Origin of the sequence: Amycolatopsis sp. FU40, assembly GCF_021903635.1 — a bacterium.
GTDB lineage: Bacteria > Actinomycetota > Actinomycetes > Mycobacteriales > Pseudonocardiaceae > Amycolatopsis > Amycolatopsis dendrobii.
This window is the reverse complement of the sequence record NZ_CP091381.1, coordinates 4,487,705-4,506,995: the sequence shown is the minus strand read 5'-3', so window position 1 is coordinate 4,506,995 and position 19,291 is coordinate 4,487,705. Positions and strand designations below refer to the sequence as shown.

Annotated in this window: 17 protein-coding genes; 10 read left to right on the top strand and 7 right to left on the bottom strand. The window is 70.2% G+C overall.

The genetic code is table 11. The annotated features are described in order from the left end of the window. Positions 1-986: 986 nt before the first annotated feature. Positions 987-2,207: an MFS transporter gene (locus L3Q65_RS21505; RefSeq protein WP_237600649.1), complete on the bottom strand. Its 1,221-nt coding sequence runs from the start codon at positions 2,205-2,207 to the stop codon at positions 987-989. Between the two features lie 165 nt (positions 2,208-2,372). Here L3Q65_RS21505 and L3Q65_RS21500 point away from each other — a divergent pair, with 165 nt between their 5' ends. Next, a complete protein-coding gene (locus L3Q65_RS21500) occupies positions 2,373-2,816 on the top strand; it encodes a MarR family winged helix-turn-helix transcriptional regulator (protein ID WP_182894264.1) in 444 nt (147 codons plus the stop codon). 178 nt (positions 2,817-2,994) lie between these two features. On the opposite strand, the gene L3Q65_RS21495 is transcribed toward L3Q65_RS21500, so the two are convergent. Beyond that, positions 2,995-3,630: a TetR/AcrR family transcriptional regulator gene (locus tag L3Q65_RS21495; RefSeq protein ID WP_237600648.1), complete on the bottom strand. Its 636-nt coding sequence runs from the start codon at positions 3,628-3,630 to the stop codon at positions 2,995-2,997. A 4-nt stretch (positions 3,631-3,634) separates the two neighbouring features. Continuing rightward, complete coding sequence (locus L3Q65_RS21490; RefSeq protein WP_182894266.1) at positions 3,635-4,204, bottom strand: D-alanyl-D-alanine carboxypeptidase family protein; 570 nt, start codon at positions 4,202-4,204, stop codon at positions 3,635-3,637. Between the two features lie 269 nt (positions 4,205-4,473). Here L3Q65_RS21490 and L3Q65_RS21485 point away from each other — a divergent pair, with 269 nt between their 5' ends. After that, entirely contained in the window at positions 4,474-5,283 is an 810-nt protein-coding gene (locus tag L3Q65_RS21485) for a hypothetical protein (protein ID WP_182894267.1), read from the top strand. 209 nt (positions 5,284-5,492) lie between these two features. Here L3Q65_RS21485 and L3Q65_RS21480 read toward each other — a convergent pair whose 3' ends face one another. Then, the gene (locus tag L3Q65_RS21480; RefSeq protein ID WP_237600647.1) at positions 5,493-6,638 is read right to left on the bottom strand and encodes a HoxN/HupN/NixA family nickel/cobalt transporter; all 1,146 of its coding nucleotides are present in this window, start codon (positions 6,636-6,638) and stop codon (positions 5,493-5,495) included. A gap of 444 nt (positions 6,639-7,082) precedes the next feature. Here L3Q65_RS21480 and mdo point away from each other — a divergent pair, with 444 nt between their 5' ends. The 5 genes from mdo to L3Q65_RS21455 all read left to right on the top strand — a co-directional run bounded on the left by mdo (position 7,083) and on the right by L3Q65_RS21455 (position 12,741). Further along, positions 7,083-8,375: an NDMA-dependent methanol dehydrogenase gene (mdo, locus tag L3Q65_RS21475; protein WP_182894269.1), complete on the top strand. Its 1,293-nt coding sequence runs from the start codon at positions 7,083-7,085 to the stop codon at positions 8,373-8,375. Between the two features lie 63 nt (positions 8,376-8,438). Continuing rightward, positions 8,439-9,620, top strand: coding sequence for a MoxR family ATPase (locus L3Q65_RS21470; RefSeq protein WP_182894270.1), 1,182 nt, complete (start codon positions 8,439-8,441; stop codon positions 9,618-9,620). A gap of 10 nt (positions 9,621-9,630) precedes the next feature. Further along, complete coding sequence (locus L3Q65_RS21465; protein ID WP_182894271.1) at positions 9,631-11,142, top strand: VWA domain-containing protein; 1,512 nt, start codon at positions 9,631-9,633, stop codon at positions 11,140-11,142. Further along, a complete protein-coding gene (gene mftM / locus L3Q65_RS21460; protein ID WP_182894272.1) occupies positions 11,139-12,059 on the top strand; it encodes a mycofactocin oligosaccharide methyltransferase MftM in 921 nt (306 codons plus the stop codon). Before L3Q65_RS21465 ends, mftM begins: the two co-directional genes overlap by 4 nt. A gap of 40 nt (positions 12,060-12,099) precedes the next feature. Next, a complete protein-coding gene (locus L3Q65_RS21455; RefSeq protein ID WP_182894273.1) occupies positions 12,100-12,741 on the top strand; it encodes a GPR1/FUN34/YaaH family transporter in 642 nt (213 codons plus the stop codon). A gap of 53 nt (positions 12,742-12,794) precedes the next feature. Here the strand turns inward: L3Q65_RS21455 and L3Q65_RS21450 are convergent, their stop codons facing one another. The 3 genes from L3Q65_RS21450 to L3Q65_RS21440 are packed head-to-tail and all read right to left on the bottom strand — an operon-like array spanning position 12,795 to position 16,097. Beyond that, the gene (locus L3Q65_RS21450; RefSeq protein ID WP_182894274.1) at positions 12,795-13,451 is read right to left on the bottom strand and encodes a response regulator transcription factor; all 657 of its coding nucleotides are present in this window, start codon (positions 13,449-13,451) and stop codon (positions 12,795-12,797) included. Next, positions 13,441-14,823, bottom strand: coding sequence for a sensor histidine kinase (locus tag L3Q65_RS21445; RefSeq protein WP_182894275.1), 1,383 nt, complete (start codon positions 14,821-14,823; stop codon positions 13,441-13,443). The genes L3Q65_RS21450 and L3Q65_RS21445 overlap by 11 nt, the downstream gene beginning before the upstream one ends. After that, positions 14,820-16,097 carry an iron-containing alcohol dehydrogenase gene (locus L3Q65_RS21440; protein WP_237600646.1) on the bottom strand — a complete coding sequence of 426 codons (1,278 nt, stop codon included), beginning with the start codon at positions 16,095-16,097 and terminating at the stop codon, positions 14,820-14,822. The genes L3Q65_RS21445 and L3Q65_RS21440 overlap by 4 nt, the downstream gene beginning before the upstream one ends. Before the next feature lie 163 nt (positions 16,098-16,260). Between L3Q65_RS21440 and L3Q65_RS21435 the strand changes: the two genes are divergently transcribed. The 3 genes from L3Q65_RS21435 to L3Q65_RS21425 all read left to right on the top strand — a co-directional run bounded on the left by L3Q65_RS21435 (position 16,261) and on the right by L3Q65_RS21425 (position 19,243). Continuing rightward, positions 16,261-17,523, top strand: a complete 1,263-nt coding sequence (locus L3Q65_RS21435; protein WP_237600645.1) for a GAF domain-containing protein — start codon at positions 16,261-16,263, stop codon at positions 17,521-17,523. Between the two features lie 90 nt (positions 17,524-17,613). Then, a complete protein-coding gene (locus L3Q65_RS21430) occupies positions 17,614-17,973 on the top strand; it encodes a DUF779 domain-containing protein (protein WP_182894276.1) in 360 nt (119 codons plus the stop codon). A 535-nt stretch (positions 17,974-18,508) separates the two neighbouring features. Further along, a complete protein-coding gene (locus L3Q65_RS21425; protein WP_237600644.1) occupies positions 18,509-19,243 on the top strand; it encodes a hypothetical protein in 735 nt (244 codons plus the stop codon). Positions 19,244-19,291 lie beyond the last annotated feature (48 nt).

Here is a 19,291-nt window from a genome sequence, read left to right as displayed (position 1 = left end):
ATTGACCGACCGCTGCGAACCGGCTGCAGTCCGCGGAGGCGGCCGGTCGCGCTGTTTCCGCCGGGTCGGTCCGCGGTCCAGCTGTCGGGGACCGGTGTGCGGCGAAGTTCCCCCGACGCCGCCGATTCAGGTCGCCGGTTCCGCTTCGCCGCGGGCAGCGCGAAGCCGGCTAGCGGCATGCACTCGGCTCGCCGCTAGTCTGTTTGGTCCGCGACGACCACGGTCGCTGACGCTGCTCTCAGTTCCGGTGGCTCGCGGAATGCCGAAGAAGTTACGGGCTGGCGCGGCGATAGCCGGAAGCCGCGGCCTGGTGCACATACAGGTTCTCCGACGTCGGCCCAGTAGCGGTCACCGTGGTGCGGACTTCGCTGGAGGTCTTGTTGACCCGCTGAACTGCGCGCGGGCGTGCAGCGAGCCGCCCTTGCGCACGGGAGCGGACGAACTGGTGCTCATCTCGGTGTTCCTTTCGGTGGTCAGGTGGTTCGCGCGGAAAAATTCTGTGCGCCAGTGCGGTGGGAAACCAGGATTCCGGCGGAACCTGGTACGGGAAGTAGGTCGCTCCGCGCGATTGCACCCGTTTCACGCGAACGGTGACCGAAACGTGAAAACCAGCCGAATTATGCGATTTGTGGTGACGTGCGACCGTCATTCCGGAATCGCTCCGAGCGAGGGTCAGGCGTCGGTAGGCCATTTCGGAGTGCGTCGTCGAGCGGATTGAGGACAGTCTGTCTCGCTGCGGGAAGTACGGCACCGGTCAGGGGGAGCGTGGCCCTGCGGCGTGGTCTGCTGGGGCAGAAAAGATCAGCTGTGGAATAAGGCTGGCAAGGCTCAGGGGGACGGCGTGGGGATTTCCGGCGGTTCTGTCGGTTGCCGACTGCGTTCCTCGCGTCTGGTTTTCTCGAGGCGGCACCCGTGCCATTTCCGGTCGCCTCTTCGGCTCCGCTGCCATCGCGCCCCGGAATCGGCGGATAAATTGACGGCTGCGCTCACGCGGTGTCCGCCGCCCGGCGCTTCCTGCCGGTGTGGGTGCGGTCGGTGGTCCAGGCGAGCGCGGCGAGGGCGGGGAAGGCCGCCGCGGTGAGGGTGACCGCATGCCAGCCGCCCCAGTGGTAGGCGAGGGTGCCGAGTTGGGAGCCGATGGCGCCGCCGATGAAGAAAGTGGCGAGGTAGACGCTGGTGATTCGAGCGCGGGCGGCTGCGTCGAGTTGGTAGATGATGTGCTGTCCGAAGATCAGGGAGCACTGCACGGCGCAGTCCAGGAGGACTGCGGCGGCGGCGAGAGCGACGATCTGGTGAGCAGTCAGGCCGGCCCAGGCGAGAGCGGCTGAGGCGAGCAGGCAGGCCACGGGAGTGAGCCCGTGGGCGAGCCCTCGGTCGGCGAGGCGGCCCGCGAGAGGTGCGACGAGCGCGCCGGCGGCGCCGACGAAAGCGAACAGGCCGATCTGGAGTTGGGAGTAGTTGTACGGTGCCGCGGCCAGGACATAAGAGGTGGTCGTCCAGAACGCGCTGAAGGCGGCGAACATGCAGGCGTGGTAGAAGGACCGGCGACGCAGCCGAGGATGCACGGCAACCAGGCTGGTGGTGGAACGCAGCAGCGCGCCGTAGGAATGGGTGCTGGTGGGCGCCCGGCGGGGCAGCGCACGGCGCAGGATCAGGGACAGGACCGCCATCAGCGCGGCGGAGACCAGGTACACGGCGCGCCAGCCAGCGACATCCGCGAGCAGGCTGCCGACGGTGCGGGAGAGCAGGATCCCGGCGAGCAGTCCGCTCATGACCTTGCCCACCACGGCGCCGCGCAGGTGATCGGGGGCGAGGTCGGCGGCGTAGGGGACCAGGATCTGTGCGACGACGGAGGCGGCGCCCGCGACGAGCGCGGCGGCGAGCAGGACGGTGAAGGCGGGGGCGAGTCCGCCGGCGGCCATGGCCAGGGCCGCGACAGCGAGCAGGACGGAGACCAGTCGGGAGTTCTCGATGCGGTCGCCGAGGGGGACCAGGAACACCATGCCGGCGGCGTAGCCGAGCTGGGTCAAGGTGATCAGCAGGCCGGCGGTCGAGTCCTGCAGTTGGAAGGTCCGGCGCAGCGTCTCCAGGAGCGGCTGGGCGTAATAGAGGTTGGCCACGGTCAGCCCGCAGGAAACGGCCAGCAGGACGACCAGCCGGCCGGGCAGTGCTCGCTGTTGCGTATTCGGCTGGGCGGTTGCGGACATGGTCTGTCTCCGGACGAGGACGCGGGCAGGGTCGGAAGCCGAGTCGGCTCCCCGGGCCGGCCGGTGCAGGGCGTGACCGCCCGGTCGAGTGGCCGACTTGGATGGAATCAAAGTTCTATATTGAACCTGAGTTCAATGTAGAACGCGGCGGGTACGCTGTCAACCATGAAGAACCCGGGCGACCCGCTGCCGCAGGGGATCGAGATCGGTGCGCTGTCCAGGATCGTCCGGCACCATTTCGCCGACCGGATCGAGCAGGTCATCCACCCTCTGGGGCTCACCCTCGGGCAGTGGACGGTGCTGCGGGAGCTGAAGCGGGCACCCGGTGCCTCCGCTTCGGAACTCGCGCGCGCCGCGGTCCACACGCCGCAGGCGGTCAGCCGCCTCGTCCGGACCCTGCAAGAGGAGGGATTGGTGGAGCGCTCCCCGGCCCGGGGCCGGGTGGTGGACAACCATCTCACGGCCAAGGGGCACCAGCTGGTGGACGAGACCTTCGTCCGGATCGAGGCCCGGCTGGCTCCGGCGCTGGAGAAGTTCGGCCGGGCCGACGCCGAGGAGTTCCGCCGGCTGTCTCGTCTTCTCGTCAAAGCCCTGGAAGACTCGGCCTGAACCAGAGGCGCCAGGAGCAGGCGGGGACCGACGGCGGAGCAGCGTCGCAGTCCTGATCTTGCCCTTGGGGCCAGCGAAGACGGCGACGTTTTCCCGCGGCGGGCTGGCTTTGGCCGCTGGATCCGCGGTCGCGAGACCAAGCTGTCAGCAGAATGTGCGGAGAGCTGCGGTGGTCGCGCTACCGCACTTTCCTGGTTGTTCTGCGGAGTTTGCCGCGGAGCGCGCGGAGTGCGATCGGTCCGAGGTCGTCGACCACCTCGATGAGCACGGCCAGCCGCTCGAGCGCGTCCAATGCTGCTTGGCTGCCTCCTGGATCGACGCCTTCGTACAGTTCCAGTCCGATGAACCCGGCGCTTACCGCCCGTGCGAGGCCCGCGGTGTCGATCGCCTCGGACACCGGCGAGCCGGCCAGCAGCCTGGTCAGGGCGTGCTCGATCGGGGTGATCCACAGTTGCAGGGCCGTCGCGGTGGTTTCGGCGAGTTCGGGGTCGGCTTGGGCGCCGGCGAGCATCTGGGCGAGCACCGTGACGTTGCCCTGGGCACGTTCGTCGGCATGCAGGGCGCGGCCGAGCGCGAGAAGCTGCCGCAGGTCGGCGACCTGGTCGAGGCGTTCGGCGAACGGTGCGACCCGGGCCTGGGTCGCGGTGAGGCACGCGGCCTGCAGCAGGTCGTGGACGGTGCCGAAGTGGTAGAAGACCAGCGCCTGGTTGACCCCGGCGGTGGCGGCGATGCTCCGTGCCGTGGTGCCGCCCAGGCCGTGGGTGCGGATCGTCTCGATCGCGCCGTCGATCAGGCGTTGTCGCGTGTCGGCCACAGCATCACCGTAGAGGCCGCGGCAGCCTGTGGTTGAGAGCACCCGGATGAGGAAGCCGTTCCGGCCGGCCGTCGGGCCAGTGCTCGAAATGCCACCACTCGTTGTCGTACACCCGATACAGGTGATAGCGCGCGCCGTGCCGCTCCAGCCAGCGCGCGCCTTCGAAAGGTCGTACGTCCAGGGCGGTCCCCGCGACGTGCCGGGACTCGTGCGGCGGCAGCGCCCGCCGCCGGGCCGCCGCCGTCGACCCGCTCCGGCGGACTTCCGCGGCGAACAAGCGTTCCTGCTCCCCGGCATCCCGGTGTCCCGAGGTGAGCCCGATGAGTTCGCCGTCTCGCCATAACGCCTGCGTGCGCGCTGCGATGAACGCGGCACGGGTCGCCGGTGTCAGGCCGGCGAGGTCCTCGGCGGGAAAACGCACCGCCAGGGCCCATTGGCAGGCCGTGCGCCGAGCCCGGCGCGGCGTGAGCACGAACGCCACCGGCAGCAGCGCTGCCGCCAGCACCCGGGTAATCGCCGCGTACCAACGATCACGGCGGTGTGCCCAACCGGGATCGGGACGGACGCTGGTCATTGCTACCCCCGCTCCGGTCGTGCACACGACCGCCAGCCCGCTTTGAGCAGTTGCTCAAATCAGAGCATAGACAAGATTTGAGCAACTGCTCAAGAGGCCAGGTTGTCGGCTTGAACGCTCGACGGCCGAAGCCGAGGTGTAACAGGGCGCCGGCGGCAAGCGGTGCAGACCTCGACGAGCCGCGTGCACAGCTCGGGTTGTGGCGCGCGCGGGTTAACGATTGGGTCACTGGCCGGGGGCGGGGTCGGCGCGGCGGTGATGCTGTTCGGATGCTGCTGGAGATCGCTACCAACGTCATCGCGAACGTCGTTTTCTGGCTCGGCTTAGGTCTCGCGGTCGCAGCGATGGCCCGTGTCGCGCAGCGGCGCTTCCGGGGCTTCTTCGGCTTGCGGACGAATCAGCAATTGATCGTCTGCCTGTCGAACCTGTGGACCGCCGCGGAAAGCTCCCGTCCCCGCGGCTATTCGATTTCCTTGCATGAACTGCGCGCATCCGAGGCGATTACGCGCCTGTTCGGCTCGGCGTCGTTCCGGCTGCCGGATCTGGTCCGCGGTCTGGTCGACGCGATTTACCTGGGACGTCACCGGTACGACTTCCGCACTGAGGTGAGCCCCTCGTCGAGCGACGACCCCAGGCACTTCTCCGGTCTCAGCGGCAACCTCATCGTCGTCGGCGCCGCTGCCCGCAACAGCATCCGGAGGCTGTATCTGCAGGAGAATCTGGTAAGCCTCAGAATTTCCAGCGAACACTCGGACGCAGGCGACGAGCAGTTGTCGCAGGAAGCGAAGTACGTTGAGGTGCTCAACGGAGCGGACCTCGGCCAGCTGGTCACGTCGGATTCCCTGGACCTCGCGGTCGTCGAGAAAGTGCACGACACCGCGCGCGGCACGACCGTGGTGTTTTGCCTGGGACGTCGAGGAGACACGACGTGGGCGGCGACTGAATACCTTGCCCGCAACTGGCGATCCCTTCAACGGGAATTCGGCGACAGGCCGTTCGCGCTGTGCCTGGGCTTCCGCGACCCCGGCTACCAGTACGACTACCACCCGCCCCGGCGCCTGCTGACCTTGCGAGGCTGACCGCGACGGACCTCCGGCACGAGCGCTTGCCGCCGCGCTTGCTCGGACGCCGTCGACGACGTGAACTTGGAGGCAGGTGGCGATCGACTGTTCCGTTGTCCACAGTGCACGTTCGTCGAAGGTTCGAGGCTCGTCTGAGTCCACGGGGCGATTGAGGAACAAGCGGGCCTCAAGCGGGGAGCAAAGCCCAGATCAGCGGAGGGTCGGTCTCACCGCCGGTTTCGGCAAGCGATGGCCTCGGCCCGCGACGCCTGCTCGGCGGGAACCGATCCGCGGCCGGTCTCGGGGGCTGGCTGCCATTTGTCCTCGAGACGGCCGAGTTTCCACACCCCGATCGCGCACAGCCAGCCGCCAGCGAACAGTCCGGCGATGCCGAACCCCAGCCGGTTGACGTCGAGTCCGGTCACCCAGTCCCACAGCCCGCCGGTGAAGCCCAGTTTGCCGGCGAGGACGGAGAGAAGCTCGACCGTGCCGATGAGCAAGGCCGCGGCCACGGACAGGCCGGTCAGCGTGAGGTTGTAGTAGACCTTCCGCAGCGGCTGGGACAGCGCCCACCCGTATGCGAGGTTCATGAACGACCCGTCGACCGTGTCGAGCAGCGACATGCCCGCGGCGAACAGGACCGGCAGGCACATGACCGCGTACCAGGGGAGGCCCGCCCCGACGCTGGTGCCGGCCAGCACGAGCAGGGCGATCTCGCTGACGGTGTCGAAGCCCAGCCCGAACAGCACGCCGATCGGGTAGATCTGCCAGGGCCGGGAAACCGCGCGCATCGTCCGGCGGAGGATCCGGTTGAGGAAGCCGCGGTTTTCGAGGTGGGTCTCCAGCGCGTGCTCGTCGTACTCGCCGCGGCGCATCCGGCGGAAGACCCGCACGATGCCGGTCAGCACGACCAGGTTGACGATGCCGAGCAGCCACAGGAACCCGCCTGAGACAAGGGTTCCGACCAGCCCGCCGTATTGCCGCAGCGGGGAATCGCCGTCGGTCAGCTCGATTCCCAGGGCCCGGACCCCGGAGGCGATCAGCAGGGTCAGGACGACCACCACCGTGGAATGCCCGAGCGAGAACCAGAACCCCACCGACAGCGGACGCTTGCCCTCGGCGATCAGCTTGCGGGTGGTGTTGTCGATCGCGGCGATGTGGTCGGCGTCGAACGCGTGCCGCAGCCCGAGCACGTAGGCGGTCACGCCGGTGCCGACGCCGAACACGCCCGCGCCGAGCCGGTAATGGCCGGGGACCACGACCAGCAGAAGCACCCCCCAGCCCACGAGGTGCAGCAGGGCGATGAAAGCGGCCATCCCGCCGACGTGTGTCCACTCGCGACGCAACAGCCGCGGACGCTGGGCCGAGCTCATCGATGACCACCTCGATCAGGGGACTGGCAACGGCGACGACTGCGCGGTGCCGGACCGCGGCAGTTCGATCCGACCGTAGGTCCGCGCAGCGCGGCCGTTCGCCGTGCGACCGGTCGCGCCTTGCCTGTCCGGGTGGGCAGGTGCGGTCGCCGGGTGCCTGCGGTATCCGCAGGGGGCGAGCCGGGGGACGGCGGATCAGGCCGCCGCCGCCCGGATTTCGCGCGGGAGGGCCGCGCGACCTGACCGATCGGACAGGGTCGTCCCGTCCGATCGTGCGGAGCCGGGGCGCCGGTCGGTCGGGATCGGCCCGCGCCGGGTTCCCGGAACCGGCTGCGGCGCCTAGCTTTCCGGTTGTCCGTGCTCCGCCGGCCGCTTCCGCCGCCGGTCCCGGAGCAGCCGCCGCAGCACGCACGTCTCGGGCGTGCGGAGAGGACCAGGGCCATCATGCAGGTCGACGAGCTGTTGAAACCGTTCCCCATCAAGGAGTTCCACCCGTTCCCGCGGGCGCTGCTCGGCCCCGGCTCGCACGAGCTGATCGGGCCGGAAGCCCTCAAGATGGGTTTCAAGAAGGTGCTGGTCATGACTTCCGGCCTGCGCGGGACGGACATCGTGCACAAGATCGTGGAGTCGATGAAGTACCACGGTCTCGAGGTCGTCGTGTACGACCAGGTGGAGTCCAATCCCAAGGACTACAACGTGATGGACGCCGTGACGCTGTACCAGGAGAACAAGTGCGATTCGTTCGTCTCGATCGGCGGCGGCTCCTCGCACGACGCCTGCAAGGGCGCGCGCATCTCGGTGGCGCACGACGGCCGCAACGTCAACGAGTTCGAGGGCTTCAACAAGTCGGAGAACCCGAAGAACCCGCCGCACATCGCGGTTTCCACCACCGCGGGCACCGGCTCCGAGACATCGTGGGCGTACGTCATCACCGACACCACGACCGACCCGGAGAACCCGCACAAGTACGTGGCGTTCGACGACGCGTCGGTGACCACGCTGGCGATCGACGATCCGGTGCTCTACTACGACTGCCCGATCGACTACACCGCGCAGTGCGGGTTCGACGTGCTGGCGCACGCTTCGGAGCCGTACGTGTCCCGGCTGAATTTCGAGCCGTCGCTGGGCAACGCGCTGCACGCGATCAAACTGACCGGGCAGAACCTGCGCGCCGCGGTGTGGAACGGCCAGGACCTGGCCGGGCGCGAGGGCATGATGTACGCCCAGTACATCGCCGCCCAAGCGTTCAACTCCGGCGGGCTGGGCATCATCCACTCGATCTCGCATGCGGTGAGCGCGTTCTACGACACCCACCACGGCCTCAACAACGCGATCGCGCTGCCTCGCGTGTGGGCGTTCAACATGCCGGCGGCGTACAAGCGGTTCGCGGACATCGCCGAGGCGCTCGGTGTCGACACCTACGGCAAGACCGATGTGCAGGCTGCGGACGCGGCGCTGGCCGCGGCCGTCCGGCTGCTGCGCGACGTCGGCATTCCGGAGAAGTTCACCGATGTCACCGCTGATTCCTACTCGAAGAACCGGCTCGGCCAGGGCCCGACCAAGTACTACGAGCGAGCGAAGACGATCAAGGGCGACGACGCGGACGCAGACCGCATCACCAACCACGTCCTCGGCGACGCCTGCACGCCGGGCAACGCCAAGGAGTGCACGTTCGACACGGTCCGACCGGTGGTCGACCACTGCCTCAACGGCGACCTCGACGACCTGCTCGGCTGATCCCGCGCGGCGGGGCCGGGGAGGCCCCGCCGCGCTTCCCGGCACCGACCTACCGGAGGCGACGTGTCCACCGCATTCCCCGACCCCGCTCCGTTCGGCTCGATCGACGAGGTCGTCGACCGCTTCGCCGGCGCCGGCTACATCGCCGGCCGCCGTCTCGCGACCACGGTCTACCTCATGTGCACCCTGGACAAACCGGTGCTGCTGGAGGGGCCGGCCGGGGTCGGCAAGACCGAGCTGGCCAAGACGCTGGCGGAGGTCACCGGCCGCCGGTTGCTGCGCCTGCAGTGCTACGAGGGCCAGGACGAGACGAAGGCCTTGTACGAGTGGGACTACGGCAAGCAACTGCTCTACATCCAGATGCTGCGCGAAAAAATCGGCGACGTGATCGCCGACGCGCCGGACCTGGCCAGCGCGGTCGAACGCATCGACGCCCAGGACAGCGTGTTCTTCTCCGACCACTTCCTCGCTCCGCGCCCGCTGCTGGACGCTGTACGCGGGGAAGAGCCCGCGGTGCTGCTGATCGACGAAGTGGACCGGGCGGACGAAGCGCTTGAAGCGGTGCTGCTGGAATGCCTTGCGGAGTACCAGGTTTCGGTGCCGGAGATCGGCACGTACACCGCGAAAGTCCCGCCGCTCGTAGTGCTCACGTCGAACAACACGCGCGACCTTTCCGCCGCGTTGAAGCGGCGCTGCCTGCACCTGTTCCTCGACTACCCGGATGCCGGACGCGAACTGGAGATCCTGCGGTCGAAGAAAACCGGACTCTCCGACGCGGCCGCGCACACGCTTGTCGACGTGGTGCGGAAGCTGCGGGAGTTGCGGCTGCGCAAGAGCCCGAGCATCTCCGAGACCGTCGACTGGGCGCGCACCCTCGCGGTCCTCGGCGTCGAGGAGCTGTCGCCGGAGATCCTCGCGGAGACCGCGAACGTGGTGCTGAAGTACGAACGCGACCTCGGCCGGGCGCTGCGGGTGCTGCCGGATCTCATCGACCCGAACCGCGAACTGCCCGCCGAACTCCCGCACAGCCACGGCCACGGCCACGGGCATGGACACGGCCATGACCACGACGGCCATGCGCACCACGAGGACGACGGCGGGCGGGCGGCGCGGCAGGCCAAGGATCTGCCCGGCAGGCACGACGAGAACTACTACGGTGCGCCGGGCTCGGGGCCCGCGCAGCGCACCGGCTCCGGGCAAGGCAGTCGGGCGTTCGAAGCGTTCACTCGCCGCCGTCCGGTCTGAGGCGGCGGCGATGGAGACCAGTCTGCACCGGTTCGTGCGCCTGCTGCGCTTGTTCGGCCTGCGCATGTCCGTTTCGGAGGCGACGGACGCGATGCGCGCGGCGGCACAGGACGGCGTGCTCGACGAACGCGGCACGCTGCGGGAAGCGTTGCGCATGACGCTGGTCAAGGACCAGCGCGACGACGAGTTGTTCGAGGAGGCCTTCGACGCCTACTTCTCGTTGCGGGAGATCGAGCGGCTGCGAGAGGAAACGGGGCACGGGCACGGCCACGACGACCTGGCCGACACCGGAGAACTCGAGACCTTCACCGTCTCGCCGGAGCCGTCCGAAACGCCCGAACAGGGGCACAGCCACGGCAAACCGGCCGACATCCGCGACTATTTCGACCAGCAGGACCTGGCTCAGCAGTACAACCTCCACCAGGAAGCCAACAAGATCGACCTGGCCGCGATGACCGACGAGATCGTGTTGTCGAAGGACAGCGCGACCGGCGGGACGGCCGCGCCGAGCGTGCAGCTGGAGACGTCCTCGCTGCACAATGCCGGGGTGCCGGGCCAACTCGCGCCCGCGACGGGACGCAGGCTCGATGTCGAGCTGACCGTGGCGCAGGAGAGCGCGCTCCTCGGCTGGCTGAACGACAATGAGGACCGAGACGAGCAGGTGCCGCCGGCACTGGCCGGCGTACTGGAGAACCTGCCGGAACTGCTGCGGCGGCACCTGGAGAAGCTGGCCGAACTCGCCGAGACCGCGATGGAGACCCGCGTGGCGGAGGCGGCCCGGGCCGAACGGGTCGACGAGCGTGAGCGCGCGCAACTGGAGGAGTCGTTGCGGCGCTTGGCGCACACTCTGCGCGGCGCGTTGACCAGCCGCAAGCGCAACACCTTGCGCGGCCGCGTGCACCCGGCCCGCACGATGCGACGGAACATGCGCTACGACGGCGTGCCGTTCCGCCCGGTGACGGTCACGCGGGCCGAGGACAAGCCGCGGCTGGTCGTACTGGCGGACGTCTCGCTGTCGGTGCGCGCGACCGCGCGGTTCACCCTGCATCTGGTGCACGGCCTGCAGTCGTTGTTCGGGCAGGTGCGCACGTTCGCGTTCGTCGACGAGCCGGTCGAGATCACCGAGCTGTTCCAGGAACATCCGCTGGAGCGCGCGCTCGGCCTGGTCTTCGACGGCCTGCCCGCGGGCGGCCTGCTCGACGTCGACGCGAATTCCGACTACGGGCAGGCGTTCGAGCAGCTGGCGGAGGAGCACGGCGCGGCGCTGAACCGGCGCACGACGCTGCTGATCCTCGGCGACGGCCGCGGCAACGGCAACGATCCGAAGCTCGAAGTGTTCGAGGACATCACCCGCCGGGTGCGCCAGACCCTCTGGCTGACGCCGGAACCCCGCTACTCGTGGCGGCTCGGCGGCTGCGATCTGCCCGCGTACGCGGAGTTCTGCGACGACGTGCAGGTCGTGGCGGACTTGGCCGGGCTGGACCGGGCCGCCTTCCGGCTGGCCGAGGAGGTGCTGGCATGACGAGCACCGCACCGGTCGCCGCACCGCGCTGCCTCGACCCGTTGGCGCCCGCCCCCGCCGGCGCGTACTTCGCCCGCTTGCTCACCGTCGTCCGCGAAACCGGCGTCGGGGACGCGCGCGAACCTTTGGTGCGGAGCCGGCATTTCAGCCTGCACAAGGACGGACGCCGCGTGGAGCTGCGGCACCGGCTGCGCCCGGACCAGCTCGACAACGACCTGGCCGGCCTGCTGGCCGACGAGTTGTTCACGCCGGGCTGGCTTTCCGGGGCCGAGGTCTTCGAGCACGCCTTCACCGGGCTCGTGAAGTCCACTGTGGATGATCCGATGCGAGCGTGGCTGTGCTTCTACGACAACACGCTCGGCCGGATCCGGCACTGCCTGCGCGGGGGAGCGGCCGACCTCCCCCCGCGCTCGGTCATCGCGGGGTTCGCCCCGGTGTACGAGCACGCGCTGCGCCTCACCCCGCCCGGGCGAGTGCTGGATCTGGGGTCCTGCTTCGGGTTCTTCGCGCTCCTGCTGACCGAGCGCGGCCGCAACGAGGTCGTCGCCTCGGATGTGTCCGCCGGCGCTATGCACCTGCTGGACGCGGTCGCGGCGCGTCGGGGACACCCGCTCGAGACATTCGTGTGCGATGCCGCCCGGATGCCGTTGCCGGACTCGTCGGTCGACACCGTGACGCTGCTGCACCTGCTGGAACACCTCGACGCCGACGCGGGGGAGGAAGTGGTGCGCGAGGCGACGCGGCTGGCACGCGGTCCAGTCGTGATCGCGGTGCCGTTCGAGGACGAGCCCGCCGAGGCGTACGGCCATGTCCGGGTGTTCGACCTGCCCGCGCTGCGCCGGCTCGGCGCACGGTCGGGCCGGCGGTTCTCCGTGCACGAACACCACGGCGGATGGCTGGTCCTGCATCCCCGCTGACTGCCGCGCAGGCGGTGCGCGGCGACCGAAGGAGGAAGTGATGACTGCAGCGGAAATCGAAGTTCCCGTCTCGCACGCGGCGCCGGAACCGGACCCGGCGTCCGGCCCGCTCGGCGGCGATCCCGCCCTGATCGGCGTGCCGACCTTCCTCGTCGGGTCGATCGCGCTGGGGCTCGCCCTGGTCGGTTTCGTCCCGGCCGCCGCGGTCGGCGCGCCGCTGGCGATCATCCTCGTCGCCACCGGGATCGGCCAGCTGGTGTCCGCGGTGTGGGCGGCGGCGCTCGGGCAGAGCGCCGTCGCGTGCATTTTCGGCGTCTTCGCCGGATTCTGGCTCAGCTACGCGGTGCTGGTGTTCGGCTTGCTGCACAACTGGTTCGCGGTCCCGGCCGCCGAGGCGGTGCCGACCCAGGAGCTTTTCCTGATCTCGTGGCTGGTCACCATCGTTCTGCTCACGCTCGTCACGCTGCGGTTGCCGTTGGCGTTCACCGCGCTGTTCGTGCTCGTCGATGTCGCGCTCGCCCTGGTTCTGACGGCGACAGCACAGGGCTCCGCGACGCTGCAGACGGCGGGCGGCATCGGGGTGTTCGCGTTCGTCGCGGTCGGCGTCTACCTGTTCTTCCACGTCGCCTCGCTGGCTACCGGAGGAAAGGGGCTCCCGCTGGGCCGCCCGCTGGTCGGCTGAACCCGGTCTGGCCGGTCCGTCGCGTGGGTATCGTCCGCGGCGGACCGGCCGTCTCAGATCACGCCGGCTTTGCTGGCCTCGTAGACGGCTTCGGCCCGGCTGCTGGCGTCCAGCTTGCGCATGATGTTGCGGACGTGGAACTTCACCGTCGTCTCCGAGATGTACAGCTTCCCGCCGATGACCCGGTTGCTCAGGCCGTTCGCGAGCAGCCGCAGCACGTTCAGCTCCCGCTCGGTGAACGACGGACGTTCCCGCGCCACCCGCATGGAGCGGACCATCGCCGCCGCGGACCGCGAGTCGAACGCGCTTTCGTTGCGCGCGACCGCGCGGATCGAGCGCAGCAGCTCGGTGGTGTCGACGTCCTTGACCACGTACCCGCGTGCGCCGTGCTGGATCACGTCGACTACCAGGGCGTCGTCGAGGAACGTGGTCAGCACGAGCACGCCCAGGTCCGGGTAGCGCTCGGTGAGCCGGGCGCACAGATCCAGCCCTTCGGTGTCCGCGCCGGTCGACAGCTTGAGGTCCAGCAGGACGATCGACGGCCGGGCGGCCTCGATCACGGCGAGCGCCTCGTCCGCCGACCCCGCCTCGCCGACGACTTGCAGATCGGTTTCGCGTTCCAGCAGGGACCGCAGGCCCTGGCGGACGATGGCGTGGTCGTCCACGAGCACGATGCGGACCGCGGCGGGTGCGGGGCGCTCAGCCGTCATCGGATGCCTCCCATTCGGCCGGCACCGGGAGCGGAATCCGGACCTGCAGGCGGATCCCGCCCATCCGGGACCGGCGGATGGTCAGCTCCCCGGCGAGTTCCTCCGCTCTGGCCAGCATGTTCGCCAGGCCGCGATGGCGGCCGGACAGGTCTGCCGCCTTCGTCAGCCGCAGCGCGCGGCGGATCTGCGCGGGATCGCCGTCGCCGTCGTCCGACACGCTGATCACCACGGCCGAGCCGTCCGGCCGGTACTGCAGGCGCACCAGGGCGCGCCGGGCTTTCCCGTGGGCGGCCGCGTTGAACAGCGCTTCGCCCGCCATCCGCACGATGGACTGTTCCGCCTGCGGCGGCAGCGCCACCGGGCTGCCCGCGACCCGCACCTGGACCGACAGTTCGCCCAGGCCGTGCACAGTGGACAGACGCTCGAGCAGGACCGGCAGCGGGCCGGGCGTTTCGGCGGAAGAGTGGTGCAGCGCGTAGATCGAGGCGCGCAGCCGTTCGATCGCCTGCCTGGTCAGGTCCTTGGCCGGGGCGAGCTGGTCGGCGATCCGCGCGGCCGGGCCGCCCATCGCGGCGAGTTCGGCCCGGCACAGCTCGATGGTCATCCCCGCGCCCAGCACGGACTGCGCCACGCTGTCGTGCAGTTCGCGGGCGATCCGGTGCCGTTCGTCGTCGAGGACCTGCCGCTGCATCACCTCGACGAGGCGTTCCTGGGTCTGCGCCAGTTCGGCGCTGCGTGCGGCGAGGTCGCGGGCCTGGCGTTCGGCGGCCTCGGACAATCGCTCGGTGCGTCCGCGCAACTGCGCGGCCGCGTGGAAGAGGAACGAGTTGTGCAGCGCGACCGCCGCCTGATTGCCCAGTACCCGCAGGATGGCGAGGTCGGTGGAGGCGACCTCCAGCCCGGGTGCGGGTTTCGCGACGATCCCGCCGACCGGTTCGTCGTCCAGCGTCATCGTCGCGCGCACCAAACCGTCGCGATGCGGCCAGGCGTCGAGTTCCCACGGCCGGGTGCGCAGGACGTCGAGGTGTTCGAGGACCTCGCCCGGCACGTCGGCCCGGTCGTCGACGATCCTCCCGCCGACGTTCAGCACGAACCTCGGGCGCGCGGCGCGCAACGCCCCGTCCGCGACCGCCAGCAGCAGCCAGTCCGCCTGCAGGTGCTCGGACGCCGCGCGGAGCACGGCCTCGACGAGCGCGCGCGGCCCTTCCGCGGTGCGCACCAGCGCACGGGAGATGCCGTCGAGCGCCTCGACCGCCCGGGAGACCCGTTCGGTCGAGCGGACGTATTCCGGGTAGAACGACCGTTTGCCGGAGCGCACGCCGGTGAGCACGCCCAGGTCGGCGTCGGTGCGGTCGGGACCCGGTTCGCTCACAGCGCCGCCCGGAACAGCGCCTCGATGTCTTCCGCACGCGCCTGCCGCGGATTGGTCGCGAGGCACGCGTCCTTCATCGTGGTGCGCGCGAGCGTGGCGACCTTGTCCTCGGTGACGCCGAGCCCGGCCAGGCCGCGCGGCACGCCGACCTGATCGGCGAGTTCGCGGGCGCGGTCGGCGAGCCGGTGCGCGGCCTCCAGCGCGGACAACCCGGCGGTGTCGATGCCCGCGGCCGCGGCGAGCGGGACGAACCGGTGCGGCTCCTCGGCGGCGTTGAACCGGATGACGTGCGGCAGCAGCACCCCGTTGACCACCCCGTGCGGCGCGTCGAGCAGCCCGCCGACCTGGTGGCTCATCGCGTGGGTGGCGCCGAGGATCGCGTTGGTGAAGGCCATCCCGGCCTCGAGCGAGCCTTGCGCCATCGCCATCCGCGCCTCCGCCTCGCGCGGTTTGAGCTGGGTGCGCAGGAGGTTGCGGGTGATCAGGCCGACCGCCTGCAGCGCGTGGTTGTCGGTCAGCGGGTTGTGCGCTTTGGAGACGAACGCCTCGATGCCGTGGGTCAGCGCGTCGAGGCCGGTCGCCGCGTTGAGCAGCTCCGGCATCGTGGTGAGCAGCCGCGGGTCGATCACCGAGATCTCCGGCACCAGCGTCCGGCTGATGATGGTGATCTTGATGTGCTGGCTGGTGTCGGTGACGACGGCGAACTGGGAGACGTCCGCGCCGGTGCCCGAAGTGGACGGGACCATGACGGTGGGCGGGATCGGGTGCACGACCTTGTCGACGCCCTCGTAGCCGAGGATCCGGCCGCCGTTGCCGGACAGGATCGCCACGCCCTTCGCCGCGTCGATGCAGGACCCGCCGCCGAGGCCGACGATCACGTCGCTGCCGCTTTCCAGGTAGCGCTCGAACGCGCGCTGGATCTCGTGGTCCTTGGGGTTCGGGGTGACGTCGTGCCAGATCACCGGGTGCAGCCCGGCCATCCGCAGGTGCCCGACCGCCTCGTCGACCCAGCCCGCCTCGATCAGCCCGGGGTCGGTGACCAGGAACGGCCGGCGCGCCCCGACCCGCAGCGTGCAATGCCCGAGTTCGGCCAGCGAACCCGGGCCGAAGACGATTTCGGGCGCGTGGAACTTCGCCACCCGGGCCGGTTCGGGCGGCGTGTGCGCACCGACGACCTGCGGGCCGGTCAGCTCCGCCGGGGCCTCGGCGGAGTACCGGCGCCGGCCCGTCCCGTGTTCCATGGTGATCGCACGGCCTTCCGCCAGTCGGAGCACCGGGACCTCCCGTGCTGGTGAGGAACCTTCATGCCGGATCGAGGGTAACCCGCCCGCCGCCGGACGGACGGCTCTCCAGCATAAGCGCCCGCCGACGCGGCCCGCCCCCTCCTTCGCGGCAGGGGAACCTGTCCGATCGGGCAGGTGCGAACGGGGGAGCGGCTTGGGAGGATCGACGACCGGCACGGATGACGACGACGTCGGGATGTCAATGCACGGACTCGGTTCGCTTCGACGGCGCAGGCTCGATCTCGAGCAGCAGTGGGCGGAGGTGGTCCCGCGGCTGCGGGATCCCGCGCGCCTGCCGGGCGACGTCCCGCTGCGGCAGGAGGTCGCCGAATCGTGGATGCGGTCGGTGCCGACAGTCGATCCCGCCACCGACCGGGCGCCGGTCTCGGACGGCGGCGTCGTGCGGCCGCGCTGGAGCGAGTCGCCGCTGCGCGCGCCGGTGCTGCGCGTGGCCGGCGAACTGCGGACGATCGCCGACGACGCGGGATTCATCGCCGCGGTCACCGACGAAACCGGCACGATTCTGTGGACCTGCGGCGGACGGGTGATGCGCCGGCGCGCCGAGCGGGTCAACTTCGCCCCCGGCGGGTGCTGGGACGAACCAGCCATGGGCACCAACGCGCTGTCGCTCGCGCTGCGCACCGGCAGGCCGAGCGCGGTGTTCTCCGCCGAGCACCTGGTCGCGGCCCTGCACGGCTGGGTCTGCTACTGCGCCCCGATCCGGGACGCGCGGGGCCGGATGCTGGGCGTGCTCGATCTGTCGAGCACCTGGGACCGGTCGCATCCGCTGGCGATGTCGACGGTCCGGTCGCTCGTGTCGGCCATCGAATCCGGCCTGCCGGCGGTTTCGCCCGCCGGGCTGCGGATCTCGTCGCTGGGGGTCGCCGCGGCGACCCGCGACGGGGTCCCGCTGAACCTTCGTCCGCGGCAGGTGGAAATCCTGACTTTGCTGGCGCTGCAACCGGACGGATTCTCGCTGGACGCCCTGCGCGAAGCGCTCTACGGCGACCGGCCGGTGACGTCGACGACGGTGCGCGCGGAGGCCTCGCACCTGCGCAACGCGCTCGGCGGCGTGGTGAGTTCTCGGCGGTACGCGTCAACGATGCCGATCGGCTGCGATGCGGTGGACGTCCTGCGGGCGTTGGAGCGCCGCGACCTCGCGACCGCCGTGCGGCTGTACCGCGGTCCGTTGCTGCCGCAGTCGGAAGCGCCCGGAATCGTGCAGTGGCGCGACCACCTGGAGGTGGCCATGCGTTCGGCGGTGCTGGTCAGCGACGCGCCGGAACACGCGCTGGCCTACGGAGAACGCGCGCTGTACGACGCGGAGGTCCACGAGCACGCGCTCGCCGTGCTGGCACCGGGCGATGCCCGCCGGGCCGTCGCGGCCGGACGGCTCGCCGTCGCGCGCCGGGAGTGACCCGCCCGGCCACTCGCCAACCCGACCGCAACCTTTCCCCGGGACAGTGAGCCGCGGCACGGCTCATCGTCGAGCGAGGAAGGGGACGAAGTGGGAGGACAGAGCGGGGTTTTCGTCCGGGTCGGGCTCACCCCGGCCGCCGAGGACGTGCTTCTCCGGCTGCGCCTGCGGCACGGGCCGCTGATGGTCCAGCAGACCGGAACCGAGGCGTTGTGCTACCCGCACAGCGAACTCAGGGTGGGCCGGTCGGACGTCCTGATCGGCGAACTCGCCGGCGACACCCAGTTCTGGATGAGCGCCGACCAGTGCGAGTACTGGCGGCACACCCGTCTGACCGTCGACGTGGTCCCGGGCCGGGGAGACGGATTTTCCCTGGAAGCCCCGGAAGGCGTCCGGTTCCAGGTCCGGTCCCGGGCGCTGACCGATGTGGAGGCGACGGCGCCGGCGTAGCGGCGCGCGGCCTCGGCGAACGCGGCGTTCGTCCTGATCAGCTCCTCCGGCGACCCCCGGCGTCTCGGCGGCGTGGCCGCGGCGAAGTGCGCGGTGCCGGGAGGCGGTGGACGCCGTTGCCGAACCCTCGGGCGGCGGGGTCGAGTTCGCCGAGGCTCGGATACCACGCGGAGAGCCGGGCGAGGGAGAGCTTCACGTGGTGGCACTGCCTTCCCCGGCGGGTTGTCCGGGCCGAATGTCGTGCCTGATCCGCGGGTCACGAGGCGGGCAAGAAAACCAGCGGACGCAAACGGCACATCGCCACCGACACCTCGGCCTGCTGCTGGCCGTCGTGGTCACCGTCGCCCACGTCTGGGCCGATGGCGGCTGCACCCGCGTCTCGTCACAGCTGTGGTTGTGGGGCGGGCTGCCGGAATCGGGGCTCGCGGTGACGCTGGACGCGTAGCTCGGGTGAGGCGGAGGCGAAAGGCCGGACAGGACAGTCGTCTTTGCCTACTATGCAGGTTTTATGATTGTCCGAGCGGGTTGTCGAGCCTTGGCCGTGCTGCTGGCCGTCGGGGTCGTGGTCACGGGATGCGGCGGCTCGGGCCCCGAGCCCGGTGCGCTGGCGGATTCGGCGACTGCGGCCAAACTGCGCACCGCGTTCGCGCTGTTGCAGGGGTGGCCGGCGACTGACGTGCGGATGAGCATGGACGCGGGCGCCACCGCCCATGTCTGCATGAACGTCAAGGCGCTCAAGAAGCCGGCCCGGATGACGCTCGCGATGTCGAAAACCACCTGCGCCGAGCAGTCCGGCGCTGACTCGGCCGTTCTCTACGGCGACGACAGGACCGTCTACAGGCTTTCGGGCTCGAGCTGCGTCGCGACGTCCCACGCGGTGGCCCCGGATCTGCTGCGCTCGTGGACCCGGCAGCAGACTTACGAGTCGAAGGCGGACGACCTGATCAAGGCGGCCAGGACGCTGACCCAGGACGGGAACACCGTCCGCGCCGACCTCGATCCGGCGGCGGCCCTGCGGATGAACGGCGACGACCCGGCCGGGGCCGAGAAGTTCACTGCGTCGATGACCGCGACGCTGAGTCCGGACGGGTCGCTGCGGAGGATGAAGATCGACGTGAACACGGACTCGCCGGACGGGGAGGTCGCCGTCGAGGTGGAGTTCGCGCAGCCGGACACTGTCGACGATCAGCTGGCCCTGAACCACTGCACGATCAAGCCGGGTTCGCCGATCAGCAGCGAGGACGGCCTGAAGCAGCTCCTCGCGTCGTGAACGAGGCACGCCTCGCGGCTCGCCGGCCCCGCCCGGTGGAACTCCCTG

Bases quoted from the DNA above. Each gene is read 5' to 3' on its own strand.
- L3Q65_RS21505 (WP_237600649.1), bottom strand. From the start codon at position 2,207: ATGTCCGCAACCGCCCAGCCGAATACGCAACAGCGAGCACTGCCCGGC.
- L3Q65_RS21500 (WP_182894264.1), top strand. From the start codon at position 2,373: ATGAAGAACCCGGGCGACCCGCTGCCGCAGGGGATCGAGATCGGTGCG.
- L3Q65_RS21490 (WP_182894266.1), bottom strand. From the start codon at position 4,204: ATGACCAGCGTCCGTCCCGATCCCGGTTGGGCACACCGCCGTGATCGT.
- L3Q65_RS21485 (WP_182894267.1), top strand. From the start codon at position 4,474: ATGCTGCTGGAGATCGCTACCAACGTCATCGCGAACGTCGTTTTCTGG.
- L3Q65_RS21480 (WP_237600647.1), bottom strand. From the start codon at position 6,638: ATGAGCTCGGCCCAGCGTCCGCGGCTGTTGCGTCGCGAGTGGACACAC.
- mdo (WP_182894269.1), top strand. From the start codon at position 7,083: ATGCAGGTCGACGAGCTGTTGAAACCGTTCCCCATCAAGGAGTTCCAC.
- L3Q65_RS21465 (WP_182894271.1), top strand. From the start codon at position 9,631: ATGGAGACCAGTCTGCACCGGTTCGTGCGCCTGCTGCGCTTGTTCGGC.
- mftM (WP_182894272.1), top strand. From the start codon at position 11,139: ATGACGAGCACCGCACCGGTCGCCGCACCGCGCTGCCTCGACCCGTTG.
- L3Q65_RS21455 (WP_182894273.1), top strand. From the start codon at position 12,100: ATGACTGCAGCGGAAATCGAAGTTCCCGTCTCGCACGCGGCGCCGGAA.
- L3Q65_RS21450 (WP_182894274.1), bottom strand. From the start codon at position 13,451: ATGACGGCTGAGCGCCCCGCACCCGCCGCGGTCCGCATCGTGCTCGTG.